This window comes from Shuttleworthella sp., assembly GCF_057251025.1.
On the sequence record NZ_DBHIDN010000003.1, the window covers coordinates 13,161 to 38,086 of the forward strand.

Below are 24,926 nucleotides of genomic sequence, written 5' to 3' on the forward strand. Positions count from 1 at the left end.
TTTATCTCGTTGATCGCTTTGGATTGCCGGTTACTGCCGGCCGATCGTTGGGGGAGCGGATAAGAGTTTCTCCAGATCCTCCCTCTCTTTTTCTGTGATATGCCGATACTCTCCCTCTCTGATCCCATCCAGATACAGGTTCATAATCCGAACACGAACCAGGTCCATAACCCGATATCCCAGTGCTTGGCACATCCGACGGATCTGCCGGTTGAGCCCTTGGGTCAGGACGATTGAGAACTCCTGATCTCCCAGCCGGCGCAGCCGGCAGGGCCGGGTTGTCACTCCAAGCTCTTCCAGGAAGACCCCCTCCTCCATCTTCCTCAGGAATGTCTGATCCATAGGCCGGTCTACCGTCACCCGATATTCTTTCTCGTGCCGATTTTTGGCCCGCATCATGCGGTTTACAATACCGCCCCGGTTGGTCATGAGGATCAGTCCACGGGACTCCTTATCCAGCCGGCCGACGGGATAGATGCGGCTCGGATAGGCGATGAAGTCAACAATATTCTTCTTCTCCCGCTTCTGCGTCGTACAGACAATGCCTCTTGGCTTGTGAAAGAGGAGGATGACCTCCTCCTCTTTGCCCCCGATCACTGTCCCCTGGACCGCGACCTCCTGGCCCGGCAAGACCCTCTGTCCGACCCGGGCAGGCTTGCCGTCCACCGTGACCTGACCGGCCGCAATGAGCCGGTCCCCTTCTCTCCTGGAGCAGACCCCGGCATTGGAAAGGAACTTATTCAGGCGCTCGCCCTCCGGCTCAAGGTCTGTCTGCCGGGATTCGGGATCGGCAGACCCATTCTTTCCGGCAAGGGATGCTATAGGACCTTTTCTTGGCATCGGTGCCACCTCCTCTGTCCGACCTGTGAATTTCAAGACGAAAGGAAGTCATGCGGGTCTCCCCACTTTCGCTCCTTGTCCGCGATCTTCTTAGCCTCGGGGCTCTCTAAGGCCCTGGCCAGGTCAGCCTCATCCTCCGCGCCTGCCCTGACCAGGTCCTGCCGGTCCTCAGAAACCCGGGATGAATGTCCGCCGGCATCAGCTACAGCTTCCTCCTCTCCCCGATAGACCTTGCCTATGCCGGCTACAGGCGGCCAGCGCATCTCGGATTCCTCCCGCATACGGGCCATGTCCTCGCTCTCCTCTGAGAACCGGTCCGGGACAGGTGCTGCCGGGTCCACATAGTCTTTCGGCAGCAAGGGCTTGAAGAAGGCCACACAGCGGTCTGCGACAAAGAGCGTCAGGAAGGTCGGAATCAGCATTGCCACTACAGCGAACTGGGGCAGGTAATAGGTCAAGAGAAAGGGGGCCGCAAAGAGGGCCAGGCATAAGAGGCTTGTCGGAAAGTGGAGTCCCACCATGGCAAGAGAGTTCTTGATCCAATTGCGATTGGTCACTTCAAATCGCGCCAGCATGGGAAAACCGAACAGAAGACAACCGAACAAGAAGACGGCGATCAGAAGACTTGAGGCCTGCAGGCCCCGCATGGGCCAGCCGGTCAGAAGGCGGCCCGCCGCCAGAAAGTCAAATGTCAAAAGGGCAAAGAGGGCCAGGCTGGGAATCCAGATCAAGGTTGCCTGCTTGAAATTCTCCTTGAAAGAGTGAAAAAAGCCCCGAATCAACTTCACATCATGCCCCTGAACGATCTTCATGGACACATAGTACTTGGCCGTTATGGCAGCCCCCGCCGTGATAATGGGCAGACTGACCGCAAGAGCCAGAAGATTGATAAAGAAGACATCGACATAACGATTGAGGGAAGTCATCAGCTTTCCCTCCGGTGCAAAGATCCCCATAAATAACTCCCGGATATAGTTATCAACGACAGGTCTATTCTAACAGATTTTACCCTATCTTGTAGCAGTTCCTGTCGGCCCGGCCGGCCCCCTCGCATCTGCCTCCCGGACCGGTTCGAGAGCTTGTCTTCGCACAAGGGCACAAGATGAGGCCGGCCGCCCTTTCCTCCGCTGCGTCCATGACGCAAGTGCGGTGTATGGCGACCGGCCTCGATGAATTTATCAATAACCCTTTTCCTATCAGTGTAGACGACTGGATTCGAACCAGCGATCTTCGGAGTCGGAGTCCGATGCGTTATCCAGCTACGCTACGCCTACAATTGTCTCAAAGAGACTTGACTATAGTAACGCTAGGGCTGCATAAAGTCAATTGCCAATGCCTAAACTCCCGATTTCCCGATTTCAGACCTTGGCAGCAGCTTTACTCTTCCTCATAGCCCCGCTTTTTCAGTCGGCGGACAATCTCCTCTACCACCATCCGAACCGTCCGGTGATTGACGGAAACCCGCTCGTCACAGGCCTTCTCGTAGTATGGCATCCGCATTTTCACAAGACTTGAGATGTCCCGGATGGTCTTTTTGCCCTCCAGAAGCGGCCTGGTGTTCTTCTTCTCGACCCGCTTTAGGATGACATAGGGAGAAGCTGTCAGGAGGATGCAGATCCCGTTCTCCTTCATGATGCGGATGTTCTCATCTCTCATGGGGATGCCGCCGCCGCAGGAGATAATCTGACGCTCTTTCTCAGAGATCCTGACCAGGGTCTCGGTCTCAATCCGGCGGAATTCCTCCTCTCCCTTCTGCGCGAAAATCTCTGTCACCGGCATCCCCTGGTCTCTTACAATCAGAGCGTCTGTATCCACCAGTTCCCAGCCGATCCGCTTGCGCAGAGCACGGGCAATCGTCGATTTGCCGACCCCCATGAAGCCGATCAGGTAGAGGTTCTTAATCATCTTCCCCCTCCGGCTTGAAATGGCGGTGCAATATCTCCATGACCTCCCTCACATCCGCGACCGGAAGCTGTCCCGGCGCCGAGGCGGTCCCCATTGCGGCAAAAGTCACACAGGAGCCGAAGAGTTCGCCTCCCACACGGGAAATGATCCCCAGATGTCCCATAGCCATGGCAATCAAGGGCGTCTCGGAATACTCCGTGAAGCTGGTGGAGGCGTCCAGAAGACGGAGGACATCCTCCCTGCTGTGAGGCATGACGGCGATTTTGACCAGGTCCGCCCCGCTCTCCTCCATGGTCAGCAAGTTAGAGATCATCTCCATGGCTGAGGGGGTCTTGCGGAAATCGTGCTGACTTGCGATCACCTTGACGCCCTCCCTCTGCAGGGAGGCGACCAGGTCTCCCTCGCCCTCTTTTTTAAAGAAGTAGTCCACGTCAATCAGGTCAGCCGCATGTGAATTCGCGACCGCCATCAGGGTTTTGACGAAGGTCTTCTCGTCAATCCTTGCTCTTCCCCCCTGACCGGAGGTGCGCAGGGTGACAAGGAGGATCGTTTTTTCACAGACCGGCTTTAAGTCCATGAGCAGCTGGCGGATTACATTGGTATTCGTGCAGTCCTTGAGATAATCCAGGCGCCACTCGATCATTTTGATTCCGGCCTCCACCAGGCGCCCGGCCTCCGCCAGGACTGCCTCCGGATCGGATGCGGTGATCGGAACGCAGATTATGGGGACTCCGCTTCCGAGACGGATGTCCTTGATCACAAGCTCTTTACTCATATTTTTCTCTCCCAAGCCACAAGCCGCTCCCCCCCTGTCTGGAGGCCTCATTGCCTCTGCACAAGACAGATGGGAACCGATCATGGAATAGCCCCATCATAAAACAAGGCGGTCCAGTCTGCAACGCCCTTCATTTTATTGTAAAATACATGACATGAATACGAAAATGAAACTCGCAAAAACCATATCCGGCCATACCCGTCTGGCCTGCCTCCTGGGTCACCCCGTGGCCCACTCCATGAGCCCGGCCATGCACAATCTCGCCGCCCAAGCCTGTGGCGTTGACCTGGCCTATCTGGCCTTTGACACAGACCAAGACCATCTGCCCCTGATCCTAGATGCCTTAAGGGAGATGAACTTCCTGGGGGCCAACCTGACCATGCCCCTGAAAACCGCTGTCATCCCTCTCCTGGATCAGATCTCTGAGGCCTCCCGCCTTTGCAATTCTGTCAACACCATCGTCAACGAAAAGGGACGGCTGCTTGGTCACAGCACCGATGGGATCGGCTACCTGGACTCCCTGCGCCATGCGGGATTTGACATCAGAGAGAAGACCATGACCATCTTGGGAGCCGGCGGAGCCGCGCGCTCGATCATGGTTCAGGCGGCCATAGACGGCGTCCGGGAGATCCGTGTCTTCAAGCGCAGGAATGCCTCTTTCGCCTCGACCCGCGACTTTATCAACCGGGTCGCAAGGGAGACGGGGACTCCCATCCGCCTTCTGGATATGGCGGACAAGACTGCCCTGGCCGACTCGATTGCAAGCAGCCAGCTTCTTACCAATGCAAGCAGCGTGGGCATGGAGGGAGACCCCAGGAGTCTGGTCGAAGGAGATCTCCTGCACCCGGGTCTATTTGTCTCAGACATCATCTACCAGCCCCGGACCACCCCGCTTCTGGCTCTGGCTGAGGAGAAGGGACTGGCTTATGCCAACGGTCTTTACATGCTCCTCTTTCAGGGGGCAGCCTCCTTTAAGCTCTGGACCGGCAGAGACATGCCCCTGGACACAGTGAGTCCCCTCTTCACGGGAGAGCTTTAAGCCGTATGGTCAGAGGGCTGCAAGGATCTCCCTGTAGAAGTCCTCATAGGTCTCAATTGCCGGATACTGTGGATAGTCCCTTCGGATCTGCTCGGTTGTCCGAAAGAAAATCCCTGTCTTGGAGGCCTGGATCATGCCCAGGTCATTGAAGCTGTCGCCGGCCGCAATCGTATCATATCCCATCTCCTGCAACTTCTGGACAGTTGTCAGCTTGGATGGATTGCAGCGCATCTCATATCCCACAATCCGTCCATCCTCCGCCAGCTTCAGGCGGTTGCAGAAGATGCTGGGATAGTTCAGCTTCTTCATCAGGGGCATGGCGAACTGCTCGAAGGTATCGCTTATAATCACAACCTGCACCTTCTCCCGCAGCCGGTCCAGAAACGCTCTGGCCTCCGGCAGAGGATCGATCATGGCGATGGTCTCCTGAATCTCATTGAGACCCAGGCCGTGTTCTCTTAAGATCTCAATCCGGTATTGCATCAGCTTATCGTAATCCGGCTCATCACGCGTCGTCTTCCTCAAGCCCTCAATCCCGGTCTTCTCCGCAAACGCAATCCAGATCTCCGGAACCAAAACTCCTTCCAAATCCAGGCAGACAATATTCATTCCGGTCTCTCCTCCCTTGCAGCGGCCATCATCAACCCCGTTTAGGGTCGATTCTACCACAAGACCCCCTCTGCCGCATGGAATTTGTCGCATGGAACTGCCGCATGGAACTTGCCGCATGGAATTGCCGCATGGAATTGCCGCATGGAATTTATGGACGGAAGAATGATAGAATCTCCTATATAGGCTCGGGAGGAGGATTGCTATGGAAATAGAACGCAAGTGGATGGTGACCGGCTGGCCCGAGGGCCTTCCCCTCATCCGCGAACAGAAGATGCGGCAGGGCTATCTGTCCCTTCATCCCACCGTCCGCATCCGGGAAGAGGCCCTGTCCGGCGGTGACACCCACTATATTCTCTGCTTCAAGACCGGCAAGGGCATAGTCCGGCGCGAGACAGAGATCGAGATTCATCGAGATCAGTTCCTGGAACTGGAGGAGATGATTGCCCTCCCCCTCATTCCAAAGATCCGCCGGACTTATGCCCTGCCCGACGGCCTGAAGCTGGAGGTCAACCGGGTAGACCGGGGTGCTGACACGGAGTTCTGGTACGCCGAGATCGAGTACCTGACCGAGGCCGCTGCGAGAGCCTGGCAAGCCCCGCAAGATCTGGCTGCCTACCTGAGTGATGACGTCTCCGAGAAAGCCGGTTATTCCATGGGAGCCTACTGGATGTGGACCAGGAAAAAGAAGGGCCGGTCCCGAGCCTGATCCGGTGAAATTCCTTGTTGACAAGCAATCCCATGTCCTGTATTATCATCTATGTTGCGCAGGAGTGGCGGAATTGGCAGACGCGCAGGCTTCAGGTGCCTGTGGCAGCAATGTCGTGTGGGTTCAAGTCCCATCTCCTGCACTTCATCATCTGCCTGTCAGATGATATGCGGAAGTGTCGGAACTGGCAGACGAGCAAGACTAAGGATCTTGTGGCAGCAATGTCGTGTGGGTTCAAGTCCCATCTTCCGCATGAGATCAGAGTCCCGGACTTAGGTCCGGGATTTTTTATTTGCGGGATTCGATCGGCCTTCTTCTCTTTAGAAAGCCCCTCGCATTGTGTATAATAGATTCATAATATGCTTGATTTTCCGGGAGGCAATCTATGAATTACGAAGAACTGATTGAACGACGTGAATCCATCCGCAAGTACCATGATAAGCCTGTCTCTGACGCCCTGATCGATGAGATTTCTGCTTATTTTGCCGACAGCGAGAAATTGGTCCCTGATCTCCGGGTCAGCCTCAGCGCCTGCAAGGGTATGGCAGACCGGCTGGAGGGGGTCGTCGGCTATCAGGGCAACGCCTTTCATGCCCCCCTCTACCTGGTCATCGCGTCAGCCGATCACGAGCACATGTATATGAATGCCGGCTTCCTGGGAGAGAACCTCATCCTCAAGCTGACTGACCTTGGGCTCTCCTCCTGCTGGCTGACCATAGAAGATATTAAGGCCACCAAGGCCGCTCTGCGCTGGACCTCTGATCTGACGCCGGTTGCCATCATCGCCTGCGGCTATGGCTTCAAGGAGGAGGAGGGGCCCCGTCTGGATATCAAGACCATGTCCGATGTTCGCGTGTCTACCCGCAAAGGCCATATCGCTCCTAAGATCTCCCTGCAGGAGATCGCCTATAAGGACCGGTGGGGCCAAATGGTCAAGGACTGGACTTCCGATGAAGTGGATCCCGATCTTGGCAAGGGACTATACGCGGCCAGTCTTGCCCCCTCTCTCTTAAACCGCCAGGCCTATCGCTTTATTGACACCGGCAGACAGCTCTATCTGATTGCCAAGTCTGATGATATCCAGTCCGATGAGGATCAGAGGCTGGACCTTGGAGCCGCCATGCTCAACTTCCGCATCGTCTACAAGCGCTACAATGCCCTCTCAAAGAACTGGGCTTTCGGGGGCGATAAGACCGCATCGGAACTAGGTGCGCCGGAAGAGTATGAGACCGTGGCGACCTACACCCTCTTCTGATTGGACTTTATCATGCCCCTTTCGGGATTCTTCTTCCTCTTGAAATTATCTTTCCCCGAGAGAGTGGACAAATCAGCATAAATAGCTAAGACCGTCTCGCGATGACATAGATGGACCGCCTCTCTCCCATGGGGATCTCTTCCCTCAAACAGAGGGACTCATGCAGGCGGATCTGCTTTCGAACCAGGTTCCCCTCCCGGGTCAGGAGCATGATCAGGCCGGTCCCGGCCAGGATGCCGATGGCATGATCAAAGAAGGATCGGTAGAAATACTCCTTCTCCTCCCTCTGTCCTCCGGCCATCTGGGGCGCCTCCGTCAGGATCTCATCGAAGAGATCCTCATCTTTGAAGTCGAAGAAGCTCCGGTTGATGTAGCGAACCCGCAGACCGGCGGCAAGGGCATTCTCCCTGCCCTCTGCGACCGCCTGTCCATAGGTGTCTAAGGCATAGCAATCCCCGCCCCGGGCCCGCCCGGACAGGATATGAAGCTTGTAAGCCCGTTCAATCAGAAGGCTTCCGACACCGGCCAGAGGGTCGATCACCCGGTGGTCCGCCCGCAGATAGGGGGATAGGAGCTCTATCATCTGGGCTGCCTTGTAGGGGGCCATCGATGTCGGCTCCGCATGCAGGCGGTAGGAAAAGCGCCGATCCTGATAGAGAGACGGTCTCAGATAGATGGCATAGGTCCCGTCTCGTTTGGCTGCCAGAAGAATCTCAAGCTGATAGCTGCCCGGGACATTAATCAGGCGATGCCGGGACTCCTCCTCAATCTCTGCCGCAAGACGCCGCAGGAAATCGCCCTCTCTCCCCGGATCACAGTCCCTTGTCCCGGGATCCGACTGCTTCAAGCTCTCCATCCGGGACAGGCGAAAGCGGTAGGAGGTCTCCCGGGAAGGGTCCTCTGCCAGCTCCTCTTTCCTGCAATAGATCCGGCCCAGAATATCCAGGAGCCCGGACTTGCAGATAGCCTCGGCCACCCCCTTGCGATCAGCTCGCGTTCCCTTTCGCAGGGGCACATAGATATAGAAGCCCTTATAGATCCGACAGGCCAGGACTTTCTCCCAGTTTTCCGCTGTCAGCCTGACCCTGAGCCCTCTCGGGACAATCCGGGACTCCGCCGGCTTCCTTGAGATAGCATCAACCCTTGCCTTCAGTTGATTCCTGATATAAGGCTGGCACTCCAAGAGGATCTCTTCCTCCCCCGAGATCCCCCTCCAGCAGAGTTCTCCACCATATGCCCCAAGCTCGCTTAAAATTGACTCCAGGGCCTGTCTCTCGGCCCGGATATGGGCCAATGTCTCTTCGGAGCAGGCGCACGCTCTCAATTGGTCCAGTCGGTCCTGCATCTCTCCCAGGGCAAAAGAGCAGTCTCCTCCCTCCAATGCCTTCAGGTAGACGCTTCGCACAAAGAGCGTCTCCTCCTTCCGATAAGCCTCCCAGAGCATCCGGCCGGTTCGGTCGGACCAGGCCTTATCCCGACACGTGCGGAGGAGATCCCCGGCCAGGGAAGCCGCATTTTTACGCGCCTTGGCGTCCTCCGACTTGAACAAAGTCAGCCAGTCTCTCTCCTCCAGCGCGCCGCGAATCCAATCCGCGCAGGTGTGTTCATCGGATTCCCGCTTCCTTACTTGTCCTCGGCTCTTCCGCAGGATTTCCCGAAGGGCGGACAGGTTCCGCCGTAAATTCCTGCCTGCGCGGAGCTCGTCCAGGATCCTCTTTTCATCCGCTTCGACGCGATAGCTGCTTTCCTCATTGATCATCTTTGCTTCTTCCCTTGGTGGCATATGTGCTAATTGTCCAGTAGATTGTATGCAATATATCTCTTTCTTGTGCGTTTTTCTGAGAAGCCCGCATTTGACAGCAAATCCAACAAGGGAAGAACGTTTCTCCCCCAATATTTTTGTCTATATTCTCTCTTGTTGCATTTTCTTAGCCCTGCTATATTATACGTGACCTGAGAAATACACCCCCCTAAATCGTATTTCTTAAGTCACTTCCCCTTTTATATTATTATACCCCCCTTAAGGCAGCTGACCCCCTCAGCTGCCTTAACTTTTGTCTATTGATCGGAGTCCGCCTGATCAGACGTCAGCAGCGGGTCCTCCGATGGTTCCTTATCCCGGCCACCTGCATCCGGCGACCCCTTTTCGATGATGTGCGCAAAGAATCCGGCCGTCAGCGTGATCGCTACAATCGCCGCCAGAAGAAGGACTGCCTCCGCCACAATCGGACCGAATAGCTTTACGACAAATATGAGCCCCGTATCAACGAGAAAATGCATGATCAGGGCCACTCCAAAGTACTTGCTCTTCTTCCCGATGACTGCCAGCCATACCAGCATCGACAGACAGATCTGCAGGAGGATGGCGCTGATCCTCTCCATGCCTCCCAGAAGAAAGGTCTGCGCCGGCGACAGAACCAGCTGCTCGATCACTTGCTGCATCTGTCCCCGGGAAGCCTCCGGCAGCTGCGAAACCATACTCTCGATCATCCCCCGATTGATCAGGGCGGAATAGATCAGATTGTTAATCATGGGAACCGTCAGTACGACCACAGCCTCGATTCCCCCATGCCCGGCTCCATACATCAGGGCGTTCGAGGGATTGGCCTGCTGCTTCTTCATCAGAAACCGCATGGCCAGATAGCGGCCGGTCTCCTCGAAGAGCGCAGCCATCAGGCCTCCATAGATGGAATAGCTGATAAAATTCCCTCCGATCAGGGCCAGAAGCGGCGAGCCGGCCAGCAGATTTAAGACGGCGCGCTCCAGGACGAAGGCAAAGAGGACCATGACAGCGGCCCCGATTGCAGCAGAGATCAGGTCCGCCTTCTTCTTCCGCTTGAAATAGATGACCAGAGCCAGGGGGAGAAAAAAGCCAATTGCCCCGGAGACTGCCATAAAGGCCATTGACAAGCCCGATACCTGTGTCTGCATATGTTCGACCTCCTCATCTTCACTTCTTCTTCTCTTGCTTTTCCCTTAATTTTGATTCTCCCGGCATTAAGAAAAGCGCAGGCGTCAGGACTGCTCTCTCTGACGCCTGCACTTTCTCTCCGAGATATGATCAATCACTCGCCGATTTCGAAGATCCACCCCTCGGGTGCCTCAATGATCCCCTCCTGGATTCCCAGCAGGGTCTGGCGAAGTTTTGTCATCCAGGGGCCCATCTCCTCCATGCCGGAGCTAAAGCAGATATCCTTGCCGTGATCGTAGATCTTGCCGATCGGACTGATCACAGCCGCCGTTCCGCAGAGACCGCACTCCTTGAAATTGCCCTCCCGCACTTCCTGAATGCGAACCGGTCTCTCATCGACCTTCATTCCCAGGTAGTGTTCTGCCACATATACAAGACTCCTCCTGGTGATGGACGGAAGAATCGAATCGGACTTGGGGACAACCAGCCGATCCTCCTGATCAATCAGGAGAATATTGGCGCCTCCGGTCTCCTCCAGTGTAGAGCGGGTCGCGGGATCCAGGTAGATATTCTCCGCAAATCCCTCCCGGTGCGCCTCCATAATCGCCTTGAGAGACATGGCGTAATTGAGACCGGCCTTGATATTACCGGTTCCGTGGGGAGCCGCCCGATCGTAGTCTGTGATTCTGACATAGATGGGCTTTGCCCCTCCCTTGAAATAGGGCCCGACGGGAGTAGTAAAGACCCGGTACTGGTAGTCATCGGCCGGCTTGACCCCGATCACCGGACTGATTCCGAACATATAGGGGCGAACATAAAGGGTCGCGCCGGAGCCATATGGGGGAACCCAGGAGGCATTGGCCGAGACGACCTTGCGGATCGAGTCTAAGAACTGGTCTTTGCATAGAGGGGGCATCTCCAGGCGAACCGCCGAGTCCTGCAGACGGCTGGCATTCAGATCGGGGCGGAAGCAGACAATCCGGCCGTCCCTGGTCTCATATGCCTTCAGGCCCTCGAAGACAGTCTGGGCATACTGGAGGACGCCTGCGTCCTCACTCATGACGATATTGGCGTCATCAATCAGAGCCCCCTGATCCCAGCTTCCTCTCGCGCCGATATAGTTGGCAACGTATCTCTTGTCGGTCTTCATGTATGCGAAGCCGAGATTCTCCCAGTCCAGATTTTGCTTTGCCATATGTGCCTCATTTCTCAGACAGATCTACTGTAATGCGTCTCCTATTATAGACGATGCCCTCGAAAAAGGGGGATGAAAATGCCTGTCTCCCATACCGGTCTGTTATCGCTGCCATTCGGTTCTAATTCAAGCTGGCCCTGAGGACAACCGGATTGTGATCGGATGCGTGAAAAGCAAGATCCTGAACCTGTGTGCTCTCCACCGTCACGTTTTTAGAACAGATGAAGCCGTCAATAATGTAGAATTGAAAATTCTTCCGGTCAGCTCCCTCCAAAGGCCTGTCAAGACTCCGACAAGAGGCTGTCTTCTCATCCATAAGAAGCTGCATGTCCTTCCCGAAATCAGAGACGTTAATCACGCCAGGCTTCCACCTGCCATCAAAAATCGGATAGGCGGATGCATCCACATTGGAGAAGATCTGATTGAAATCTCCTCCCGCAATCACATAATTGCCGGCATCGACTTCCTTCTGCAGGAACTCTCTGAGTAATTTGGTCTGAGCTAGCTTGCCCTCTCCATCGTCATAAGCTTCCAGATGCAGGTTGACAAGCACCAGTTCCTTCCCATTGGATACCTGAATGCGATGGACTGCCAGGCACCGTTTCAGATTTCCAAGGCGGTTGGGCCAGGAGAAAGGGTTCGGCAGAGAGATCCTGTCCGCCTCCTTGATCTGATATTTGCTCAGCGTCTCAATTCCCCCGTTCACCTTCCCGATCGGGGGCAGGGGGTAGGGAATGAAGGCCACCTTGAAATTATAGGCGAAGGTCATCTCCCCCTTGGGCATGGCCTGACTCAAGACCTTGCTTTCATCAATCCCATAGGACCGATGCGAATTCGTATCTACCTCCTGGAACATGGCAAAATCCGGATTAATCCTCTTGACCTCCTCAATCATTTCGTTCAGATTCTGGGTCACCCGTTCCCGGCTGGCAGTCTTAACCCCCTTGCCTCCGTCCATGAAGAAATCCGCATTATCTCCCAGCGCCCCGTAACCGACATTCCAGCTGAGGAAAGACAGCATCTTTCCGGTGGGAATCTGACTCTCCGCCCGGGTCTTCTTCTCATCCGGAACCGCATCGACGCTCTTCCTCTGGTTGGACCCCAGCTCTTTTCGATCTGTCGTCTGAACGGCAACCGTCTCCTTGGCCTCCGGTTTGAATTCTGTCAGACTCAGATATCCGATCAAGAGGCAGAAGGCCAGGACCAGAGCGAGCGGGATCCCAACGATCGTCCGTATCACCCGGTTTCTGATTCGATGCTTCTTGCTCTTCGTTCGATCAACCGATTCTCTCATTTTTCCCCCATCTGCAAAATATACCCCGCTGCGTCCGCAACTCGCATGTTAATACTATAGCACAGACCACATTTCCATGGCCGGATTTTGAATATTTTTTTCACGTAAATTATGTTTTGAAACTTCTCTTTCGATACAGAAAGAGAGGTCTCTCTTTCTGCCCAGACCGGGATTCTCTTCCCCGCCCGTCATAGAGACCTCTCTGCGTTTATCTGCCTGATTTATGGTCTTTCGCTTGATCGCTCGAGCCTATGCCTCCTCTTCGTCCTTCTCTTCGTCCTTCTCTTCGTCCTTCTCTTCCTCTCCCTCTATAGCAAGGGTCTCAAGAGATAATTCCTCAAGCTGCTTGCCATCGACCGGCAAGGGCGCCTGGGTCATCAGGTCTGAGGCGTCCTTGACCTTGGGGAAGGCGATCACATCGCGAATGGACTCCGCTCCAGTCATAAGCATAATCATCCGGTCCAAGCCAAAGGCGAGACCCGCGTGCGGGGGGACACCGTACTCGAAGGCGGTCAGCAGAAAGCCGAAGCGATCACGGGCTTCCTCGATCGTGAACCCGAGTGCCTTAAACATGCGCTCCTGCACCTGGTCCTGGTGAATACGAATGGATCCCCCGCCCAATTCCACGCCGTTTAGGACAATGTCATAGGCCTTAGACCGAATGGATCCCAGATCGCCGCTCTCAAGCTTGTCCAGGTCCTCCTCATAGGGCATGGTGAAGGGGTGGTGCATGGCCAGGAAGCGGCTCTGCTCGTCCGACCACTCGAAGGCCGGGAAATCGACAACCCACAGAAAATGGAACTGATCCTTCGGAATCAGGTCCAGGTCTCTGGCCAGAGTCAGGCGAATCTGTCCGAGAACTTCCACTGCCGTCTTGAACCGGTCTGCGGTAAAGAGAAGCAGGTCACCGGCCTTGGCATCCATAGCCTCCAAGAGGGCGTTCATCTCCTCCTCGCGCAAGAATTTGGAGAAGGAGGACTTGACCGTGCCGTCAGACTTGCACTGAATGTAGGCTAAGCCCTTGGCTCCGCATGCCCTGGCCAGATCAACCAGCTTGTCGATCTTCTTGCGTCCCATGTCTCCCTGTCCCTTGACATTGATCCCGCGAACTGTGCCGCCGGATGCGAGAGCAGACTGAAAGACGGCGAACTCACAGCCGGAAAGGACATCGGAGACATTTACAAGCTCCATCCCAAAACGGGTATCCGGCTTATCAGAGCCAAAACGATCCATGGCCTCCTGCCAGGTTAAGCGGGGAATCGGATCCGGAACCTCCACCCCGATGGCATCCCGAAAGACATTGCGCAGAAGCTTGGACGTGGCCTCCAGGACATCCTCCATGTCAACGAATGACATTTCCAGATCCACCTGGGTGAACTCCGGCTGTCGGTCGGCGCGCAGGTCCTCATCGCGGAAGCAGCGGGCAAGTTGAAAATAGCGGTCAAAACCGGACACCATCAGGAGCTGCTTGAAGAGCTGGGGGCTCTGGGGCAGGGCATAGAAGGAACCCGGATGCACACGAGAGGGAACCAGATAGTCCCTCGCCCCCTCAGGCGTGGACTTCTGCAGCATGGGAGTCTCAATTTCCAGGAAACCGTCTTCTGTCATGTACTTGCGGATCAAGCTTGTCACTTTGGACCTGAGAATCAGTTTCTTCTGCATTTCCGGCCGGCGCAAATCCAGATAGCGGTACTTGAGACGGAGCTCATCCCTGGTCTTGATCCCGTCTTCGATGGGGAAGGGGGGAACCTCCGACTCACTGAGGATGCGGATGTCCTGGGCGGCCAACTCAATGGAGCCGGTCTTTAAGTTCTCGTTGACAGCGGCCTCTCTCTTTTGCACCCGGCCGGTCACTGCCAGCACATATTCACTTCTGACACTGCCTGCTGCAGCAAAGCCCTCGCTGCCCACGATATTCTCATCAAAGAGGATCTGCATCAGGCCGGACCGGTCGCGCAAGTCGACGAAAATCAGGCTGCCCAGGTTCCGCCGCTTCTGCACCCAGCCCATAAGCGTGACCTTACGGCCGATGTCGGCCTCCGAGAGTTCTGCGCAGCGGTGGCTGCGGCGCAGTCCCTGCATTGATTCTGCCATTGATATCCTTCTTTCTCTGCTCAAACAAAGTGAACGCAACAAACGCTGCTCAGTCTCTGTTGAAGAACTCGAGGAAGTCCTCGTAGCCCTCAGCAGACAGCTGTTCCTTCTGGAACTTCTTGTTCTTCTTCATGCGGACAAGGAGAACCTGTTCTCCCGCCTCTCTGGCTCTTTGGGCCTGATTCATCAGTAGGGCCAGCTTCTCTGCCGGATAGTTTTTCTCGACCAGATAGGCTACTTTCCTCCCTGTCTTTGGGACTTGAAAATCCGACTCCAAAAGCAGAAGAACGATCCGCTCAAAACCAATGGAGAAGCCGCAGGCCGGCGTATCATGACTGGTAAAGCCGCCGATCATCTTATCATAGCGTCCGCCCCCTCCGCAGGATCCTCCGAACTCGGGAATCGCAATCTCAAAAATCGTCCCGGTATAATAGCTCATGCCCCGAACCAAGGTGGGATCGAAGACAAGGGCAAAGTCCGCCTCCTTGCTTGCGTTCACGACACTTGCAATCTCCTCGAGAGAGCTTGCGACCTCTGGATCAAGGAATTCTCCCAGAGTCTTTCGAAGATAGTCAACCCCCTCGCGCAGGTCTCTCTTATCAGACAGGTTCTCAAAGAGTTCCATGTACTTGTCGACGGCGGCGCCGTCATACTTCTCCCTCAACTCTTCGTTTACCCCGGCCGCTCCGATCTTGTCCATCTTGTCCAGGATAATAAAGATCTCATCGAAGTCAGACTCTGAGAATCCGGCATAGGAAGCCATGGCCTTTAGGATTCGGCGCTCATTGATCCGAATCTCAAAGTCCCTGAAGCCGATTTTGCCAAGGCAGCTGGTCGTGGCAAGAATCAGCTCTATTTCAGCCAGGTTCGACGGCTCGCCCAGGATGTCGATGTCACACTGGGTGAACTGGCGATAGCGGCCTCTCTGCGGCCGATCCGCCCTCCAGACACTGCCGATCTGCAGAGCCTTAAAGGGGCTGGCCAGGTCATTGGCATGATTGGCGTAGAAGCGGGCCAGGGGAACGGTCAAGTCATAGCGCATCCCGTAGTCTACGATATCTTCCTCTGTCTCGGCCGTATCCAAATGGAGCTTCTCTCCCCTCTTTAAGACCTTGAATATCAATTTCTCGTTATCTCCGCCCTGCTTATTGCTCAGATTGGCAATATGCTCCATACAGGGAGTCTCAATGGGGGTAAATCCATAGCTGCGATAGGTCTCCTTGATGACCCCTGTCAGATAATCGCGGATCTCCTCCTCGCGGGGCAGGATATCCTTCATTCCGTTGACCGGCTTCTTGCTCAGGGCCATGTGGTTCCTCCAGTCTTTCTTCTATAACAATTCGGAAAAAGCGCTTCTTTCTTTCCTCTCGGCGCCCGATTCGGGCAGAGTACAACGCATTTATTATAGACATCCGCCTAAGCCGATGCAAGCGAGCCGGCCCGCCGGATCCCGCCAAGTCAAAGGGGCCGGGCAAGAAAAAGCAGGACCTCTTCCGGGTCCTGCCTCTTATCTCTCAAATCAGAATCAAGCTGACTGAAAACTGCTTCTGAAAATCACTTCTTCTTGGCCTGTTTGCGCTTGAGTGCCGCAAGCTGCTGCGCCATCTTCTTCTCTGCCGCCTTCTTGCTGTCACCGTTTTTCCTTCCGAACTTTCCCATGAACTGCCTTCTTTCTCCGCTGTCAGATCCGTAAATCTCCCCCATTCTAGCACAGAACTTGAATCAATGCGCAGATTGACCTTGTGATTTCGCTCTTCTATCACTACTTCTTTTTGCGTATTGCCAGAAGAACCGCCATGCTTCCCAGGGCAAATGTTCCGCAGATCAGAAGAACCCATATCTGGCCCGGATCTCCCATCTTGGGCGCGCGTACTTCTCCCGGCGCCGGCGGTTTCCTTGGTGTGATGGGATGGTTTCTGATCTTTCCCAGGTTCACAATTTCTTCCGGCTTTTTGCCCTCCCGGTCGACGGTAAACCGAAGATCCACCGGCTTATACCCCCGGTTCCTGTCACAGGACAGTTCGATCAGACGATAATGGCCCTTGGGAAGGGCTCCCAGGCGGTCGTTTGGCCCGGCCATATTCCCATGGCTTCCCCTGCCGAACCAGAGGCCCGCATCCTCTGTCATCTCCGATACTTTCAGATCCCTCTTCTGCCTGATCTGCGGCTTTCCGCCCGGATTTCCCTCCGGCTCCTGCCCGATCTCGACCAGATCCAGAAAGCGGTCATTGGCATTTGTCTTCTGACTGTGGGGTCTTAGACTTGCCCTGCTGTCAAAGTTTCCCTTGGAATCCGTCATCAGGATGTGCTTCTCCCCACTCTCCTCCCGGATCAGGAGGAAGGGAACGGAGATCCTCTCCCCTGTGTCCTCCTTGACCTTGCTTAAGACAAGGTCTGACCGCATGGGCAGGTTGTTCTCTGCGAAGGTCAGCTTCCGGCCGGCCATATCTGTCCGGCAGAGCTGCCCCTCCTGCAGATCTCCGTGAATCTCAACCAGTTTCTCCTGCCTCTCGCGCAGGATATAATCTCGATTGACCGGGCCCGACAAGCCTGAGCCGCCCGTCGTCTCCTCGACGATCCCATATCTTCCGCTGGGTAGACTCTGATCACTGCCGTCCCTGTCATCGTCCGTTGTCGCCAGATAGACTTCCTCTGCCTTGCTCTTAATGCCATAGAGGCGGTCCGCCTCGTCCCTGCTGTATTTCCTTGTTGTAATTTCCCGGATCTTGGCTCCGGGAGCGAAATATTCCCTCCGGCTATAGGTCCCGTCCCGGTCCAGATCTACTGCCACCGTCTCGGCTGACCGATTATAGATGGAGAAGCGGATCCCCTCCAGGCTCATCCCCGCCGTGTAGTCGCTTCCGTCCGGATAGGAGGCCTCCCGCTTCTCAATCAGGATCCCACCGCGCAGGATCTGCTCCCTGTGCCCTTCAAGCAGAGGATTCTCCACCCTGATCTTCCGGTCTGCTCCGATACGGATCTTGACCAGATAGATCTTTGGATCAAGGGCATACCGGGCTCTCCCTTTCGCGTCATGCGGAGCCTTTTGCTCTTGGATCAGACAGGACCCCAGGGGGAGGACCCTCTTTCCCTGATATTCCGGCAGCGGATCCCCTGACACATAGGAGTCCTTATTCTGAAAATGAATCTCTCCCCTCTCGTCTGTCCGCATGATCCAGCGGTAAAGAGGCTTCTTTCCCCCGGAAGCCTCTGCTGAGGGCAGATCCTCCGGGTAATAGCTGATCGCATACTCTGCTCCGGCCAGTTTCCCATCACCTTGCCCCTTGGAGCCGAGCTGGGCGTCCTTCTTGCGCAGGAGCAGGTCCGGCGCCGCATAGACCGGTTCTTCCTTCATCTCCAGGGATGAAATCTCCCCTGGGCCGGCTTCTTTTCCTGCGGTAAAGGGATAGACCCTCTCGTCTATGGCATAGGACCCATTCGCAGGCGGCCGGATCTCACGGATGAAATACTGCTTCCCGACCGTCAGTCCCTGAAAACACCCCTCATAGTCCCCGGATTCCTTCCGGTCCGGGCAGACCTCCTGCAGGCAGGTCTTGCAGGCCGAATCGGCATAGAGTCCATAGCAGGCTCCGGCCAGAGAATAAGATGCATTGCCCTTGGTCAGATGGTCTGCCGCAGACCGCTTTCTGATCAGCAGAGAGGTCTTCTTCTCTTCCTCGGACTTGTCTGCCTGCCAGGAGTAGACCAGATCCTGCCCTCCCCTCTTTGTGTTGTGACAGAGAAAGGCCCGCTGCTCTTCTCTTCCCGGCAGAGCTTTCGAGGCGAGGAGATTCAGGAACCGATCCGTCAGCTGCCTGCCCCTGGCATTGAGATCAATGGCCCAGTGGGGATCTCCCAGGGCCCTGGCCAGGGCTACATGTGAGATTACAAGTCCCTCCTCGGAAGACAGACCCAGATCCCCCAGAACACTGGTCTTGCTTCCGTAGCCGTAATAGAGAATCTTGCGGACCTGCGCATCATCCAACTCGCGGACTGTGAATCTGGATCCTAGCTCAGGTGTGGACCTGGCCGGATTAACGCAGAATCCGTGATAGTCCCTCCCGCCCCTCTCCAGGACGAAGTCATCTGTCCAGTTGGATCTTCCCAGACCGACCTGTTCGTACTTAACCTCCTTATCATAGGCCTTGAGAACTGCCAGGTCCTCCGCCGCGTGCGCAAGCCCCTGCTTTCCGCCCCTTCCTCCGGGCGAGAAGGGCAGAAGGGTTCCCATGATTGCCAGTAACAGGGCCAGGCATAGGATCCATCTCCGCCGCCCTCTGCATGTGTATTTTCCCATACTTCCTCCCATTATCGATCGACTTGACCGATCAAGCCCATCTGTCACGAGAGCTAAGGCCAGAATAGCCCCTGTGGGATCACTGCACAAGAGACAGACTCCACAAAGATTCTGAGTTTTTTTCTCCCTTTCCGACAGGATGAAAGATTCCCTGCATCCGCAATCTGCGGAGTTTTCGGGCGAAAAAATAAATGCTCCCCTGTCAGGAACAGGAAAGCATTCATAGGTCGGGCCTGCCGGGACCCGTGTCCGGTTTTATGGCGGAATTTTATTTCCGATCCGCTTATTCAGCTACAACAAAGGCATCCTTGGACGCGCCGCAGACAGGGCAGACCCAGTCATCGGGAATGTCCGAAAAGGCGGTTCCGGGCGCAATGCCCCCATCGGGATCGCCAAGCTCGGGATCATAGATATAACCGCAGGGCTCACACATATACTTATCCATATCGCATTTCCTTTCTCTCCACACAGGCGGTGGAGGTCCCATAAATCTATAATTAGGAATTGTTACTGAAACGGATTATAGGTCATCTCTCTTATGCTTGCAAGGGCTTTTTATAATTTCTCTTCGGCAAGATGCGATTTTCCACTTCCTGGCTAACAAGGTACGTCAGAGTATGGACGGCAAGAGCCGCTGGGCTGACAACATCAAGATCGAGCGGTGGTTCCGCTCTTTCAAGTATGAGGAAGCCTACCTGACAGAATGGCACAACATCAAGGAGGCCAGAGCTACGGTCAGGGAGTACATCCATACCTACAACTTCGAGTGCTGTCATTCGGCGATCGGGAATGTACCGCCTGCTTCTGTGTATTACCCGGCAATGCTTTATGAGGAAGCCAGGGATATAGCTTGAACATCAGTACCCCAGGGTATCAATACTCTCATAACTATGGATATCAGTTCATTATAAAAATCTCGGATTTTTGTCTTGAAAACTGACCCATTATAGAATGCCATAGATAATTACCCCCACAATACCCATAATAAAATTGTATACATACGAACAAATAATTTTTCTGTGCTTTTTCTCCGAAAAAAGAATGGCTCCTAAACTGGTAAAACCAACTAAAAATAAAGAACAAACCGACTTTATAAAATTCAACTGCATTATAATATCAACAAATGCTGTCGTAGCAATTACTACTCCACTTCCCACTACACCATAATTTAATAAGATAAATTTATCCGTAAATGGAAGTAAAAAAGCCAGTCTATTTTTCGCTAAAAATTTTTCTACCTGGACTAGCACAGTACCATAAATTGATGACATACCCATCATATAACATATAACACCTCCTATTTTTCGAAGTAGTGGGTCAGAAAAAAATGGTATTATAGTTATTAACGAAGTTTTATTTAAAACAATTCCCCCTCCAATTAAAATCAGCAGTAGGATTTTTACACGAGGTGAATACCGTATAAATTCAACAACCACCTTCCAAATAAGTACAGTACTTTGTTTATCTAGTAAAAAATCTAAAAACGGTTGATATCTTTTTTTTGCCACCCGCTCCGTTGTAAGTTGCTGCATTTCAAGGTAATTTCGGTATCTGCTTGACCGATCTGCGCGTTCTAAAAAATTTATATCTTCAATATATTGATGCATATCCAGCTTAATTAGCATATCAATCAAAAGCAAAAAAAACATAAACACTAGCTGTAAGCATATAAAAAGAGAATAAAGAAATGAGGCCAGAAATAACGCTGTTGATATTAAGGTTAAAAGTAAGATATACACTATATATATATCTTTATATTTAAGCCAACATAATAAGTCTATCGTCAGAAAATACAGTATAAATGCAGATAAAACTATCACGTTTCTTTGATTGTTTTTTTGTTCCCAGAATAAAAGCGAAAAACAAATTGCTACTACCAAACTCTGTATTAAACGAACTCCGCGAGCAAGCGTCACAACTGCCTTATAAAATTTTGTATTGTAAAAATAATGTATACTTGCTGTCCTAATTTTAAAAATAGGTTTTTTCCCCACAAAAATACGAATGGCATTAATAACGCCGATCCCAATGGCCAATTGCATTTGGTTTGCATTGATTATTCCTTTATTAACGGCAATCAAATGGAAAATTTGGCTTACCCCAACTACCCCAAATAAGACCAATAAGATAACCTCATATTTATAATTCAAAATCAGAACTTTTGTCTCTCGAATTTTATTAAAAAACAAGTACTTCATTTTTCCTACTCCCTACATGCATCAATATTTTCTAACAGCAGATAAACTTCCTCTAAAGATGTTGCAGACAGTTCACCACGTATCTCCTCTAAACTTCCTCTTATCTTTAGTCTTCCTTTTTCAATAAATATAAAATATTCACATGTGTTTTCAACAACCTCTAACAAATGTGTCGATAATAATACCGTTTTCCCTTGTTCTTTTTCCTCTACAAATATTTTTTTTAGATTATTAATCTGCTTGGGATCTAAACCTGTAAAAGGTTCATCCGCCACAAGTATTTTATGCGGTTTTAGTAGCGCACAACCTATTGAAAGCTTTTGCATCGTTCCCTTAGATAGGGCAAAAGGGGTTTTAAACAAATGATCTTGCAATTCCAATCGATCAATTAGCTTTTCCATATCCTTATTTGTTCCATATACAGCGCTGATAAACATCAAATGTTCTATGACTGTCAATTCATCAAACACGACAGGTTCATCGGGAATATATGAAATCGGGAACATATTATCTGCAAGCTCATATATATCCTTATTCATATATTTAATCATCCCTTTATCAGGTGTTAAATAACGTACTATATGCTTAATTAATGTTGACTTACCAGCTCCGTTTGCACCAATTAGTCCTATGATCTTTCCTTCCGGGATATCAAAGGTAATATTATCCAAAACATTTTCTTGATCATATGCATAACTCACTTCTTGGAAGCTTAAAATAGACATTTCTATCCTCCTATATATTCAATATTCTCGATATCAGTTCTTTATTTTTCGTTTCCTCCTTCGGTCGGCCATTCCATAATCTCTCATTTGTTCTATAATAGTCCGGTAGAAACAGCCCAATCGTCCGACAAACAAGTATGGCAGAGGAGGGAACCATGTCACACACCTATCAGGCAGCTGATGATCGCTATGAGAAGATGCTCTACCGCAGAGTCGGCGCAAGTGGTCTTCTCTTTCCCGCTATTTCTCTTGGTTTCTGGCACAATTTCGGAGAGAATGACAACCCGGACAATATGCGGGCTATGATGCGAACCGCCTTTGATCTTGGAATCACCCAGTTTGACCTGGCCAATAACTACGGCCCCCAGTACGGTCGGGCCGAGAAGAATGCAGGCAAATTCCTTGCCGAGGACTTCAAGCCCTATCGGGATGAACTGATCATCACTTCAAAGGCCGGCTATGACATGTGGCCCGGCCCATACGGCAACTGGGGCAGCCGCAAATATCTGATTGCAAGCCTGGACCAATCCCTGGGCCGGCTCGGACTCGACTATGTAGATATCTTCTACCATCATCGCCCGGATCCAGACACGCCGCTTGCGGAGACCTTAGACGCCCTCAAGTCTCTTGTGGACGCGGGCAAGGCAATCTACGCCGGAATCTCCAACTACAATCGCGAGCAGACCGAGGCGGCAGTCAAGTATGCCCGCAAGATCCACCTGCCCCTGATTGTCAACCAGCGGCGCTACTCCATCTTTGACCGGCAGATAGAACGGCAGGGCCTTCCCCGGGAGGCAGAGCAAGACGGCCTTGGCATCATCGCCTTCTCCCCTCTGGCCCAGGGTCTCCTCTCTGACCGCTATTTAAACGGCATCCCCTCTGACAGCCGGATCGCCCACGACGGCCGCTATTTAAAGCGTGAAGACCTCACGGAGGCTAAGTTGGAGGCCGCCCGGAAATTACAGGCCCTGGCCGCCTCCCGCGGGCAATCTCTGGCGCAGATGGCCTTGGCCTGGGACCTGCGTCTGCCCCAGGTCTGCTCGGTCATCATCGGGGCCTCAAGTCCCCGGCAGATCAGGGACAATGTGGATGCCTTAAGAGCTCTGGATTTTCATCCTGAGGAGCTGGCGGAGATTGATGCGATCCTTCGTGATTGATCAGCCCTCTTGTCTCTCTGCCCCGCGCTCCTTACCCGGATCCTTTTTCCTCTTTCAAAATGACGGTCAGCATATAGTCTCCCGGTATATCTTTGACCTGATCATAGACTTCCTCCCCGGGCAGACCGCAATCCTTGACTCCGTAGACCTTCATGTCCGGATGCTCTTGAAGCGCTTCGGCCAGATCGAAAAGACAGGAGCCGGCTTTCATCAGGACTTTGGTGCCCGGCAGGGCAAGGCCCTCCTTGAGCCGGCTCTTCCCGTTGAGCAGGTGGAGCTCCTCATCGTCCAGGCAGAGGGGGATATTCCAACGGGCAGAGGCGGCCGCAACGGAGCTGATTCCATTGACCATCTCTGTCTTGCAGGCATCTGCCTCGGCACAGGCCTTGAGATGACAGAAGGTAGAGTAGAGGCAGGGGTCGCCGATGGTCAGAAAGACCAGCCGCTCGTTCGCCTGCAGGTAAGGGCGCAAGAGCGCATAATTGGCGGCGATCTGCCGGTCCCGCGCATCCCTGTCACGGGTCATGGGGAAATGAAGGCCGATCAGGCATTTGTCTGCCAGAGAGGGAACTGCTCCCAGGGCAATCTGATAGGCCCGGGCCTCTCTCGCCTCCCTCTGGGGCAGGATGACCCGGTCTGCCTCCTTGATCATGCGAATCGCCTTCAGGGTCATCAGTTCCGGATCTCCGGGCCCCACACCCACGCCGATCAAGATCCCCCTCTTATCCTCTGTCACCGCCATCCTCCTTCCGGTACTCTGTAAAGCTCTTTCACTTTCAGCCGCCCGTATGCCTTGTGATCATCCCTCACATGGAATGCCCGGTCGGGACGGACTGATCACGCGGGATCTTGGTCCGCTTCTGCTTGCCTGTCAGGGAGGAGGTGTCGACCCGAAGTTCCAGAACCTGTGTCCTTGGAATAGCCGCCTCATTGAAGGGAAAATGGTCCATGTGATAGTGGTCTGTCATGACCGACAGGTCATGGGCTTTGGCCTCAGGATCCTCGACAAATATGATCCGGCCTCTGCCCATAACGGACCGAAAATTCATCGTACAATACCCCCGGTCCCGGTCGGAATAGAGGACATGTCCTGTATCCATCTCAAAGGACACAAGCGGATCCATGCGCAGGAGATCCAGTTTATACCCCTCCATGGCAGAGTGCAGGTAGATGCACAGGCTGCCGTCCCTGTCTTCCAGTCCGAAGTTGAGCGGGACAATGTAGGGGTAGCCGTCATCATCCTTAATCCCCAGCCGGATGACGTCACAGGCCTGCATGATCTGTATGATTTCTTCCCGGTCCGTTGTCTGCCGGTCATGGCGTCTCATTGGTCTCACAGATGGCATCTTTCACCTCTTTCTTTCTTCTTCCTGGGGCATAGCCGCAGACAGGTCTGTATCAGAGATAGGTCACTGTCTCAGACAGATCCTTGCGGCTCTTATGGTTGGGCAGGGGGCCGGCCCCATCTGCGGCATAGCCCAGGTCAATCATCATGACGATTTCTTCCCTCTCGGGCAGCTTGTAGACTTCCTTTGCCCGGTCCGGATCAAAGAAGTTCACCATGCAGGAATCAAGTCCCTGATCGGCGGCCGCCAGCATCATATGGCTTGCAACAATCGTCGCGTCCTCCACCCCGGAGTTGTACTGATCTCCCGGCAGGACATAGGTCCTGGTCCTGTCGTATGTAACCATCAGAACTGTTCCGGCCCCATAGCGGCAGGGGGTCAGCCGGTCAAGCTCGGCCAGTGCCTCTTTGGACTGGAGGACGTAGATATGCTGCTCCTGCAGGTTCTTGGCTGTCGGAGCCAGCCTTCCGGCCTCCAGAACTGCCATGAGCTTCCCGGGCTCGACCTCTCTCTGGCTGTATTTCTTGCAGGAATAGCGTCTCTCTGCCAGTTCTAAAAATGTCATAAAAACCTCCTT

At 53.5% G+C, this 24,926-nt stretch carries 23 protein-coding genes and 3 tRNA genes; 7 read left to right on the forward strand and 19 right to left on the reverse strand.

Translation table 11 applies throughout. The features are described from left to right. Positions 1-30 precede the first annotated feature (30 nt). The 5 genes from ACO5R6_RS01220 to aroD all read right to left on the reverse strand — a co-directional run bounded on the left by ACO5R6_RS01220 (position 31) and on the right by aroD (position 3,520). A complete protein-coding gene (locus ACO5R6_RS01220) occupies positions 31-840 on the reverse strand; it encodes a pseudouridine synthase (protein WP_485625358.1) in 810 nt (269 codons plus the stop codon). Between the two features lie 32 nt (positions 841-872). Beyond that, the gene (locus ACO5R6_RS01225; protein ID WP_485625359.1) at positions 873-1,796 is read right to left on the reverse strand and encodes a YesL family protein; all 924 of its coding nucleotides are present in this window, start codon (positions 1,794-1,796) and stop codon (positions 873-875) included. 244 nt (positions 1,797-2,040) lie between these two features. After that, a tRNA-Arg gene (locus ACO5R6_RS01230) sits at positions 2,041-2,114 on the reverse strand. Between the two features lie 103 nt (positions 2,115-2,217). Next, on the reverse strand, positions 2,218-2,745 hold the full coding sequence (locus ACO5R6_RS01235; protein WP_485625360.1) for a shikimate kinase: 528 nt from the start codon (positions 2,743-2,745) through the stop codon (positions 2,218-2,220). Further along, positions 2,738-3,520 carry a type I 3-dehydroquinate dehydratase gene (aroD, locus tag ACO5R6_RS01240; RefSeq protein ID WP_485625361.1) on the reverse strand — a complete coding sequence of 261 codons (783 nt, stop codon included), beginning with the start codon at positions 3,518-3,520 and terminating at the stop codon, positions 2,738-2,740. The genes ACO5R6_RS01235 and aroD overlap by 8 nt, the downstream gene beginning before the upstream one ends. Positions 3,521-3,686: 166 nt before the next feature. On the opposite strand from aroD, the gene aroE reads away from it, so the two are divergent. After that, the gene (gene aroE / locus ACO5R6_RS01245; RefSeq protein WP_485625362.1) at positions 3,687-4,559 is read left to right on the forward strand and encodes a shikimate dehydrogenase; all 873 of its coding nucleotides are present in this window, start codon (positions 3,687-3,689) and stop codon (positions 4,557-4,559) included. Positions 4,560-4,568: 9 nt separating this feature from the next. On the opposite strand, the gene thrH is transcribed toward aroE, so the two are convergent. Then, positions 4,569-5,168 carry a bifunctional phosphoserine phosphatase/homoserine phosphotransferase ThrH gene (gene thrH, locus ACO5R6_RS01250; protein WP_485625439.1) on the reverse strand — a complete coding sequence of 200 codons (600 nt, stop codon included), beginning with the start codon at positions 5,166-5,168 and terminating at the stop codon, positions 4,569-4,571. A 205-nt stretch (positions 5,169-5,373) separates the two neighbouring features. Between thrH and ACO5R6_RS01255 the strand changes: the two genes are divergently transcribed. The 4 genes from ACO5R6_RS01255 (at position 5,374) to ACO5R6_RS01270 (ending at position 7,132) form a co-directional block, all read left to right on the forward strand. Further along, positions 5,374-5,877, forward strand: a complete 504-nt coding sequence (locus ACO5R6_RS01255; protein ID WP_485625363.1) for a CYTH domain-containing protein — start codon at positions 5,374-5,376, stop codon at positions 5,875-5,877. A 58-nt stretch (positions 5,878-5,935) separates the two neighbouring features. After that, a tRNA-Leu gene (locus ACO5R6_RS01260) sits at positions 5,936-6,019 on the forward strand. A 27-nt stretch (positions 6,020-6,046) separates the two neighbouring features. Then, a tRNA-Leu gene (locus ACO5R6_RS01265) sits at positions 6,047-6,130 on the forward strand. A 132-nt stretch (positions 6,131-6,262) separates the two neighbouring features. Beyond that, positions 6,263-7,132: a nitroreductase family protein gene (locus ACO5R6_RS01270; protein ID WP_485625364.1), complete on the forward strand. Its 870-nt coding sequence runs from the start codon at positions 6,263-6,265 to the stop codon at positions 7,130-7,132. Between the two features lie 85 nt (positions 7,133-7,217). On the opposite strand, the gene ACO5R6_RS01275 is transcribed toward ACO5R6_RS01270, so the two are convergent. The 8 genes from ACO5R6_RS01275 to rd form a co-directional block, all read right to left on the reverse strand. After that, complete coding sequence (locus ACO5R6_RS01275) at positions 7,218-8,891, reverse strand: TRM11 family methyltransferase (protein ID WP_485625365.1); 1,674 nt, start codon at positions 8,889-8,891, stop codon at positions 7,218-7,220. Positions 8,892-9,190: 299 nt separating this feature from the next. Further along, positions 9,191-10,063 (reverse strand): YhfC family intramembrane metalloprotease, encoded by an 873-nt coding sequence (locus ACO5R6_RS01280; protein WP_485625366.1) that lies wholly within the window; start codon positions 10,061-10,063, stop codon positions 9,191-9,193. Positions 10,064-10,197: 134 nt separating this feature from the next. Beyond that, positions 10,198-11,238, reverse strand: a complete 1,041-nt coding sequence (locus tag ACO5R6_RS01285) for a branched-chain amino acid aminotransferase (RefSeq protein ID WP_485625367.1) — start codon at positions 11,236-11,238, stop codon at positions 10,198-10,200. A 121-nt stretch (positions 11,239-11,359) separates the two neighbouring features. Further along, entirely contained in the window at positions 11,360-12,532 is a 1,173-nt protein-coding gene (locus tag ACO5R6_RS01290) for an endonuclease/exonuclease/phosphatase family protein (RefSeq protein WP_485625368.1), read from the reverse strand. 249 nt (positions 12,533-12,781) lie between these two features. Next, positions 12,782-14,626, reverse strand: a complete 1,845-nt coding sequence (aspS, locus tag ACO5R6_RS01295) for an aspartate--tRNA ligase (RefSeq protein ID WP_485625369.1) — start codon at positions 14,624-14,626, stop codon at positions 12,782-12,784. A gap of 49 nt (positions 14,627-14,675) precedes the next feature. Then, on the reverse strand, positions 14,676-15,935 hold the full coding sequence (hisS, locus tag ACO5R6_RS01300; protein WP_485625370.1) for a histidine--tRNA ligase: 1,260 nt from the start codon (positions 15,933-15,935) through the stop codon (positions 14,676-14,678). 453 nt (positions 15,936-16,388) lie between these two features. Beyond that, entirely contained in the window at positions 16,389-18,923 is a 2,535-nt protein-coding gene (locus ACO5R6_RS01305) for a thioester domain-containing protein (protein ID WP_485625371.1), read from the reverse strand. A gap of 283 nt (positions 18,924-19,206) precedes the next feature. Further along, the gene (gene rd, locus ACO5R6_RS01310) at positions 19,207-19,368 is read right to left on the reverse strand and encodes a rubredoxin (protein ID WP_485625372.1); all 162 of its coding nucleotides are present in this window, start codon (positions 19,366-19,368) and stop codon (positions 19,207-19,209) included. Positions 19,369-19,465: 97 nt separating this feature from the next. On the opposite strand from rd, the gene ACO5R6_RS01315 reads away from it, so the two are divergent. Next, positions 19,466-19,777 carry an integrase core domain-containing protein gene (locus ACO5R6_RS01315; protein ID WP_485625373.1) on the forward strand — a complete coding sequence of 104 codons (312 nt, stop codon included), beginning with the start codon at positions 19,466-19,468 and terminating at the stop codon, positions 19,775-19,777. Between the two features lie 90 nt (positions 19,778-19,867). On the opposite strand, the gene ACO5R6_RS01320 is transcribed toward ACO5R6_RS01315, so the two are convergent. Together ACO5R6_RS01320 and ACO5R6_RS01325 are read right to left on the reverse strand one after the other, a co-directional pair. After that, positions 19,868-21,121 (reverse strand): hypothetical protein, encoded by a 1,254-nt coding sequence (locus tag ACO5R6_RS01320; RefSeq protein WP_485625374.1) that lies wholly within the window; start codon positions 21,119-21,121, stop codon positions 19,868-19,870. Between the two features lie 5 nt (positions 21,122-21,126). Continuing rightward, positions 21,127-21,846, reverse strand: a complete 720-nt coding sequence (locus tag ACO5R6_RS01325; protein WP_485625375.1) for an ABC transporter ATP-binding protein — start codon at positions 21,844-21,846, stop codon at positions 21,127-21,129. A 155-nt stretch (positions 21,847-22,001) separates the two neighbouring features. Here ACO5R6_RS01325 and ACO5R6_RS01330 point away from each other — a divergent pair, with 155 nt between their 5' ends. Beyond that, a complete protein-coding gene (locus ACO5R6_RS01330) occupies positions 22,002-23,003 on the forward strand; it encodes an aldo/keto reductase (protein WP_485625376.1) in 1,002 nt (333 codons plus the stop codon). Between the two features lie 31 nt (positions 23,004-23,034). Here ACO5R6_RS01330 and ACO5R6_RS01335 read toward each other — a convergent pair whose 3' ends face one another. The 3 genes from ACO5R6_RS01335 to ACO5R6_RS01345 all read right to left on the reverse strand — a co-directional run bounded on the left by ACO5R6_RS01335 (position 23,035) and on the right by ACO5R6_RS01345 (position 24,914). Beyond that, positions 23,035-23,739, reverse strand: coding sequence for a precorrin-2 C(20)-methyltransferase (locus ACO5R6_RS01335; RefSeq protein WP_485625377.1), 705 nt, complete (start codon positions 23,737-23,739; stop codon positions 23,035-23,037). A 70-nt stretch (positions 23,740-23,809) separates the two neighbouring features. Then, positions 23,810-24,331 carry a pyridoxamine 5'-phosphate oxidase family protein gene (locus ACO5R6_RS01340; protein ID WP_485625440.1) on the reverse strand — a complete coding sequence of 174 codons (522 nt, stop codon included), beginning with the start codon at positions 24,329-24,331 and terminating at the stop codon, positions 23,810-23,812. 70 nt (positions 24,332-24,401) lie between these two features. Continuing rightward, the gene (locus ACO5R6_RS01345) at positions 24,402-24,914 is read right to left on the reverse strand and encodes a nitroreductase family protein (RefSeq protein ID WP_485625378.1); all 513 of its coding nucleotides are present in this window, start codon (positions 24,912-24,914) and stop codon (positions 24,402-24,404) included. Positions 24,915-24,926: the final 12 nt, after the last annotated feature.

What these genes read in the sequence shown, in the direction of transcription:
- ACO5R6_RS01220 (WP_485625358.1), bottom strand. Translation starts at nt 840, where the DNA reads ATGCCAAGAAAAGGTCCTATAGCATCCCTTGCCGGAAAGAATGGGTCT.
- ACO5R6_RS01225 (WP_485625359.1), bottom strand. Translation starts at nt 1,796, where the DNA reads ATGGGGATCTTTGCACCGGAGGGAAAGCTGATGACTTCCCTCAATCGT.
- ACO5R6_RS01235 (WP_485625360.1), bottom strand. Translation starts at nt 2,745, where the DNA reads ATGATTAAGAACCTCTACCTGATCGGCTTCATGGGGGTCGGCAAATCG.
- aroD (WP_485625361.1), bottom strand. Translation starts at nt 3,520, where the DNA reads ATGAGTAAAGAGCTTGTGATCAAGGACATCCGTCTCGGAAGCGGAGTC.
- aroE (WP_485625362.1), top strand. Translation starts at nt 3,687, where the DNA reads ATGAAACTCGCAAAAACCATATCCGGCCATACCCGTCTGGCCTGCCTC.
- thrH (WP_485625439.1), bottom strand. Translation starts at nt 5,168, where the DNA reads ATGAATATTGTCTGCCTGGATTTGGAAGGAGTTTTGGTTCCGGAGATC.
- ACO5R6_RS01255 (WP_485625363.1), top strand. Translation starts at nt 5,374, where the DNA reads ATGGAAATAGAACGCAAGTGGATGGTGACCGGCTGGCCCGAGGGCCTT.
- ACO5R6_RS01270 (WP_485625364.1), top strand. Translation starts at nt 6,263, where the DNA reads ATGAATTACGAAGAACTGATTGAACGACGTGAATCCATCCGCAAGTAC.
- ACO5R6_RS01275 (WP_485625365.1), bottom strand. Translation starts at nt 8,891, where the DNA reads ATGATCAATGAGGAAAGCAGCTATCGCGTCGAAGCGGATGAAAAGAGG.
- ACO5R6_RS01280 (WP_485625366.1), bottom strand. Translation starts at nt 10,063, where the DNA reads ATGCAGACACAGGTATCGGGCTTGTCAATGGCCTTTATGGCAGTCTCC.
- ACO5R6_RS01285 (WP_485625367.1), bottom strand. Translation starts at nt 11,238, where the DNA reads ATGGCAAAGCAAAATCTGGACTGGGAGAATCTCGGCTTCGCATACATG.
- ACO5R6_RS01290 (WP_485625368.1), bottom strand. Translation starts at nt 12,532, where the DNA reads ATGAGAGAATCGGTTGATCGAACGAAGAGCAAGAAGCATCGAATCAGA.
- aspS (WP_485625369.1), bottom strand. Translation starts at nt 14,626, where the DNA reads ATGGCAGAATCAATGCAGGGACTGCGCCGCAGCCACCGCTGCGCAGAA.
- hisS (WP_485625370.1), bottom strand. Translation starts at nt 15,935, where the DNA reads ATGGCCCTGAGCAAGAAGCCGGTCAACGGAATGAAGGATATCCTGCCC.
- ACO5R6_RS01305 (WP_485625371.1), bottom strand. Translation starts at nt 18,923, where the DNA reads ATGGGAAAATACACATGCAGAGGGCGGCGGAGATGGATCCTATGCCTG.
- rd (WP_485625372.1), bottom strand. Translation starts at nt 19,368, where the DNA reads ATGGATAAGTATATGTGTGAGCCCTGCGGTTATATCTATGATCCCGAG.
- ACO5R6_RS01320 (WP_485625374.1), bottom strand. Translation starts at nt 21,121, where the DNA reads ATGAAGTACTTGTTTTTTAATAAAATTCGAGAGACAAAAGTTCTGATT.
- ACO5R6_RS01325 (WP_485625375.1), bottom strand. Translation starts at nt 21,846, where the DNA reads ATGTCTATTTTAAGCTTCCAAGAAGTGAGTTATGCATATGATCAAGAA.
- ACO5R6_RS01330 (WP_485625376.1), top strand. Translation starts at nt 22,002, where the DNA reads ATGTCACACACCTATCAGGCAGCTGATGATCGCTATGAGAAGATGCTC.
- ACO5R6_RS01340 (WP_485625440.1), bottom strand. Translation starts at nt 24,331, where the DNA reads ATGAGACGCCATGACCGGCAGACAACGGACCGGGAAGAAATCATACAG.
- ACO5R6_RS01345 (WP_485625378.1), bottom strand. Translation starts at nt 24,914, where the DNA reads ATGACATTTTTAGAACTGGCAGAGAGACGCTATTCCTGCAAGAAATAC.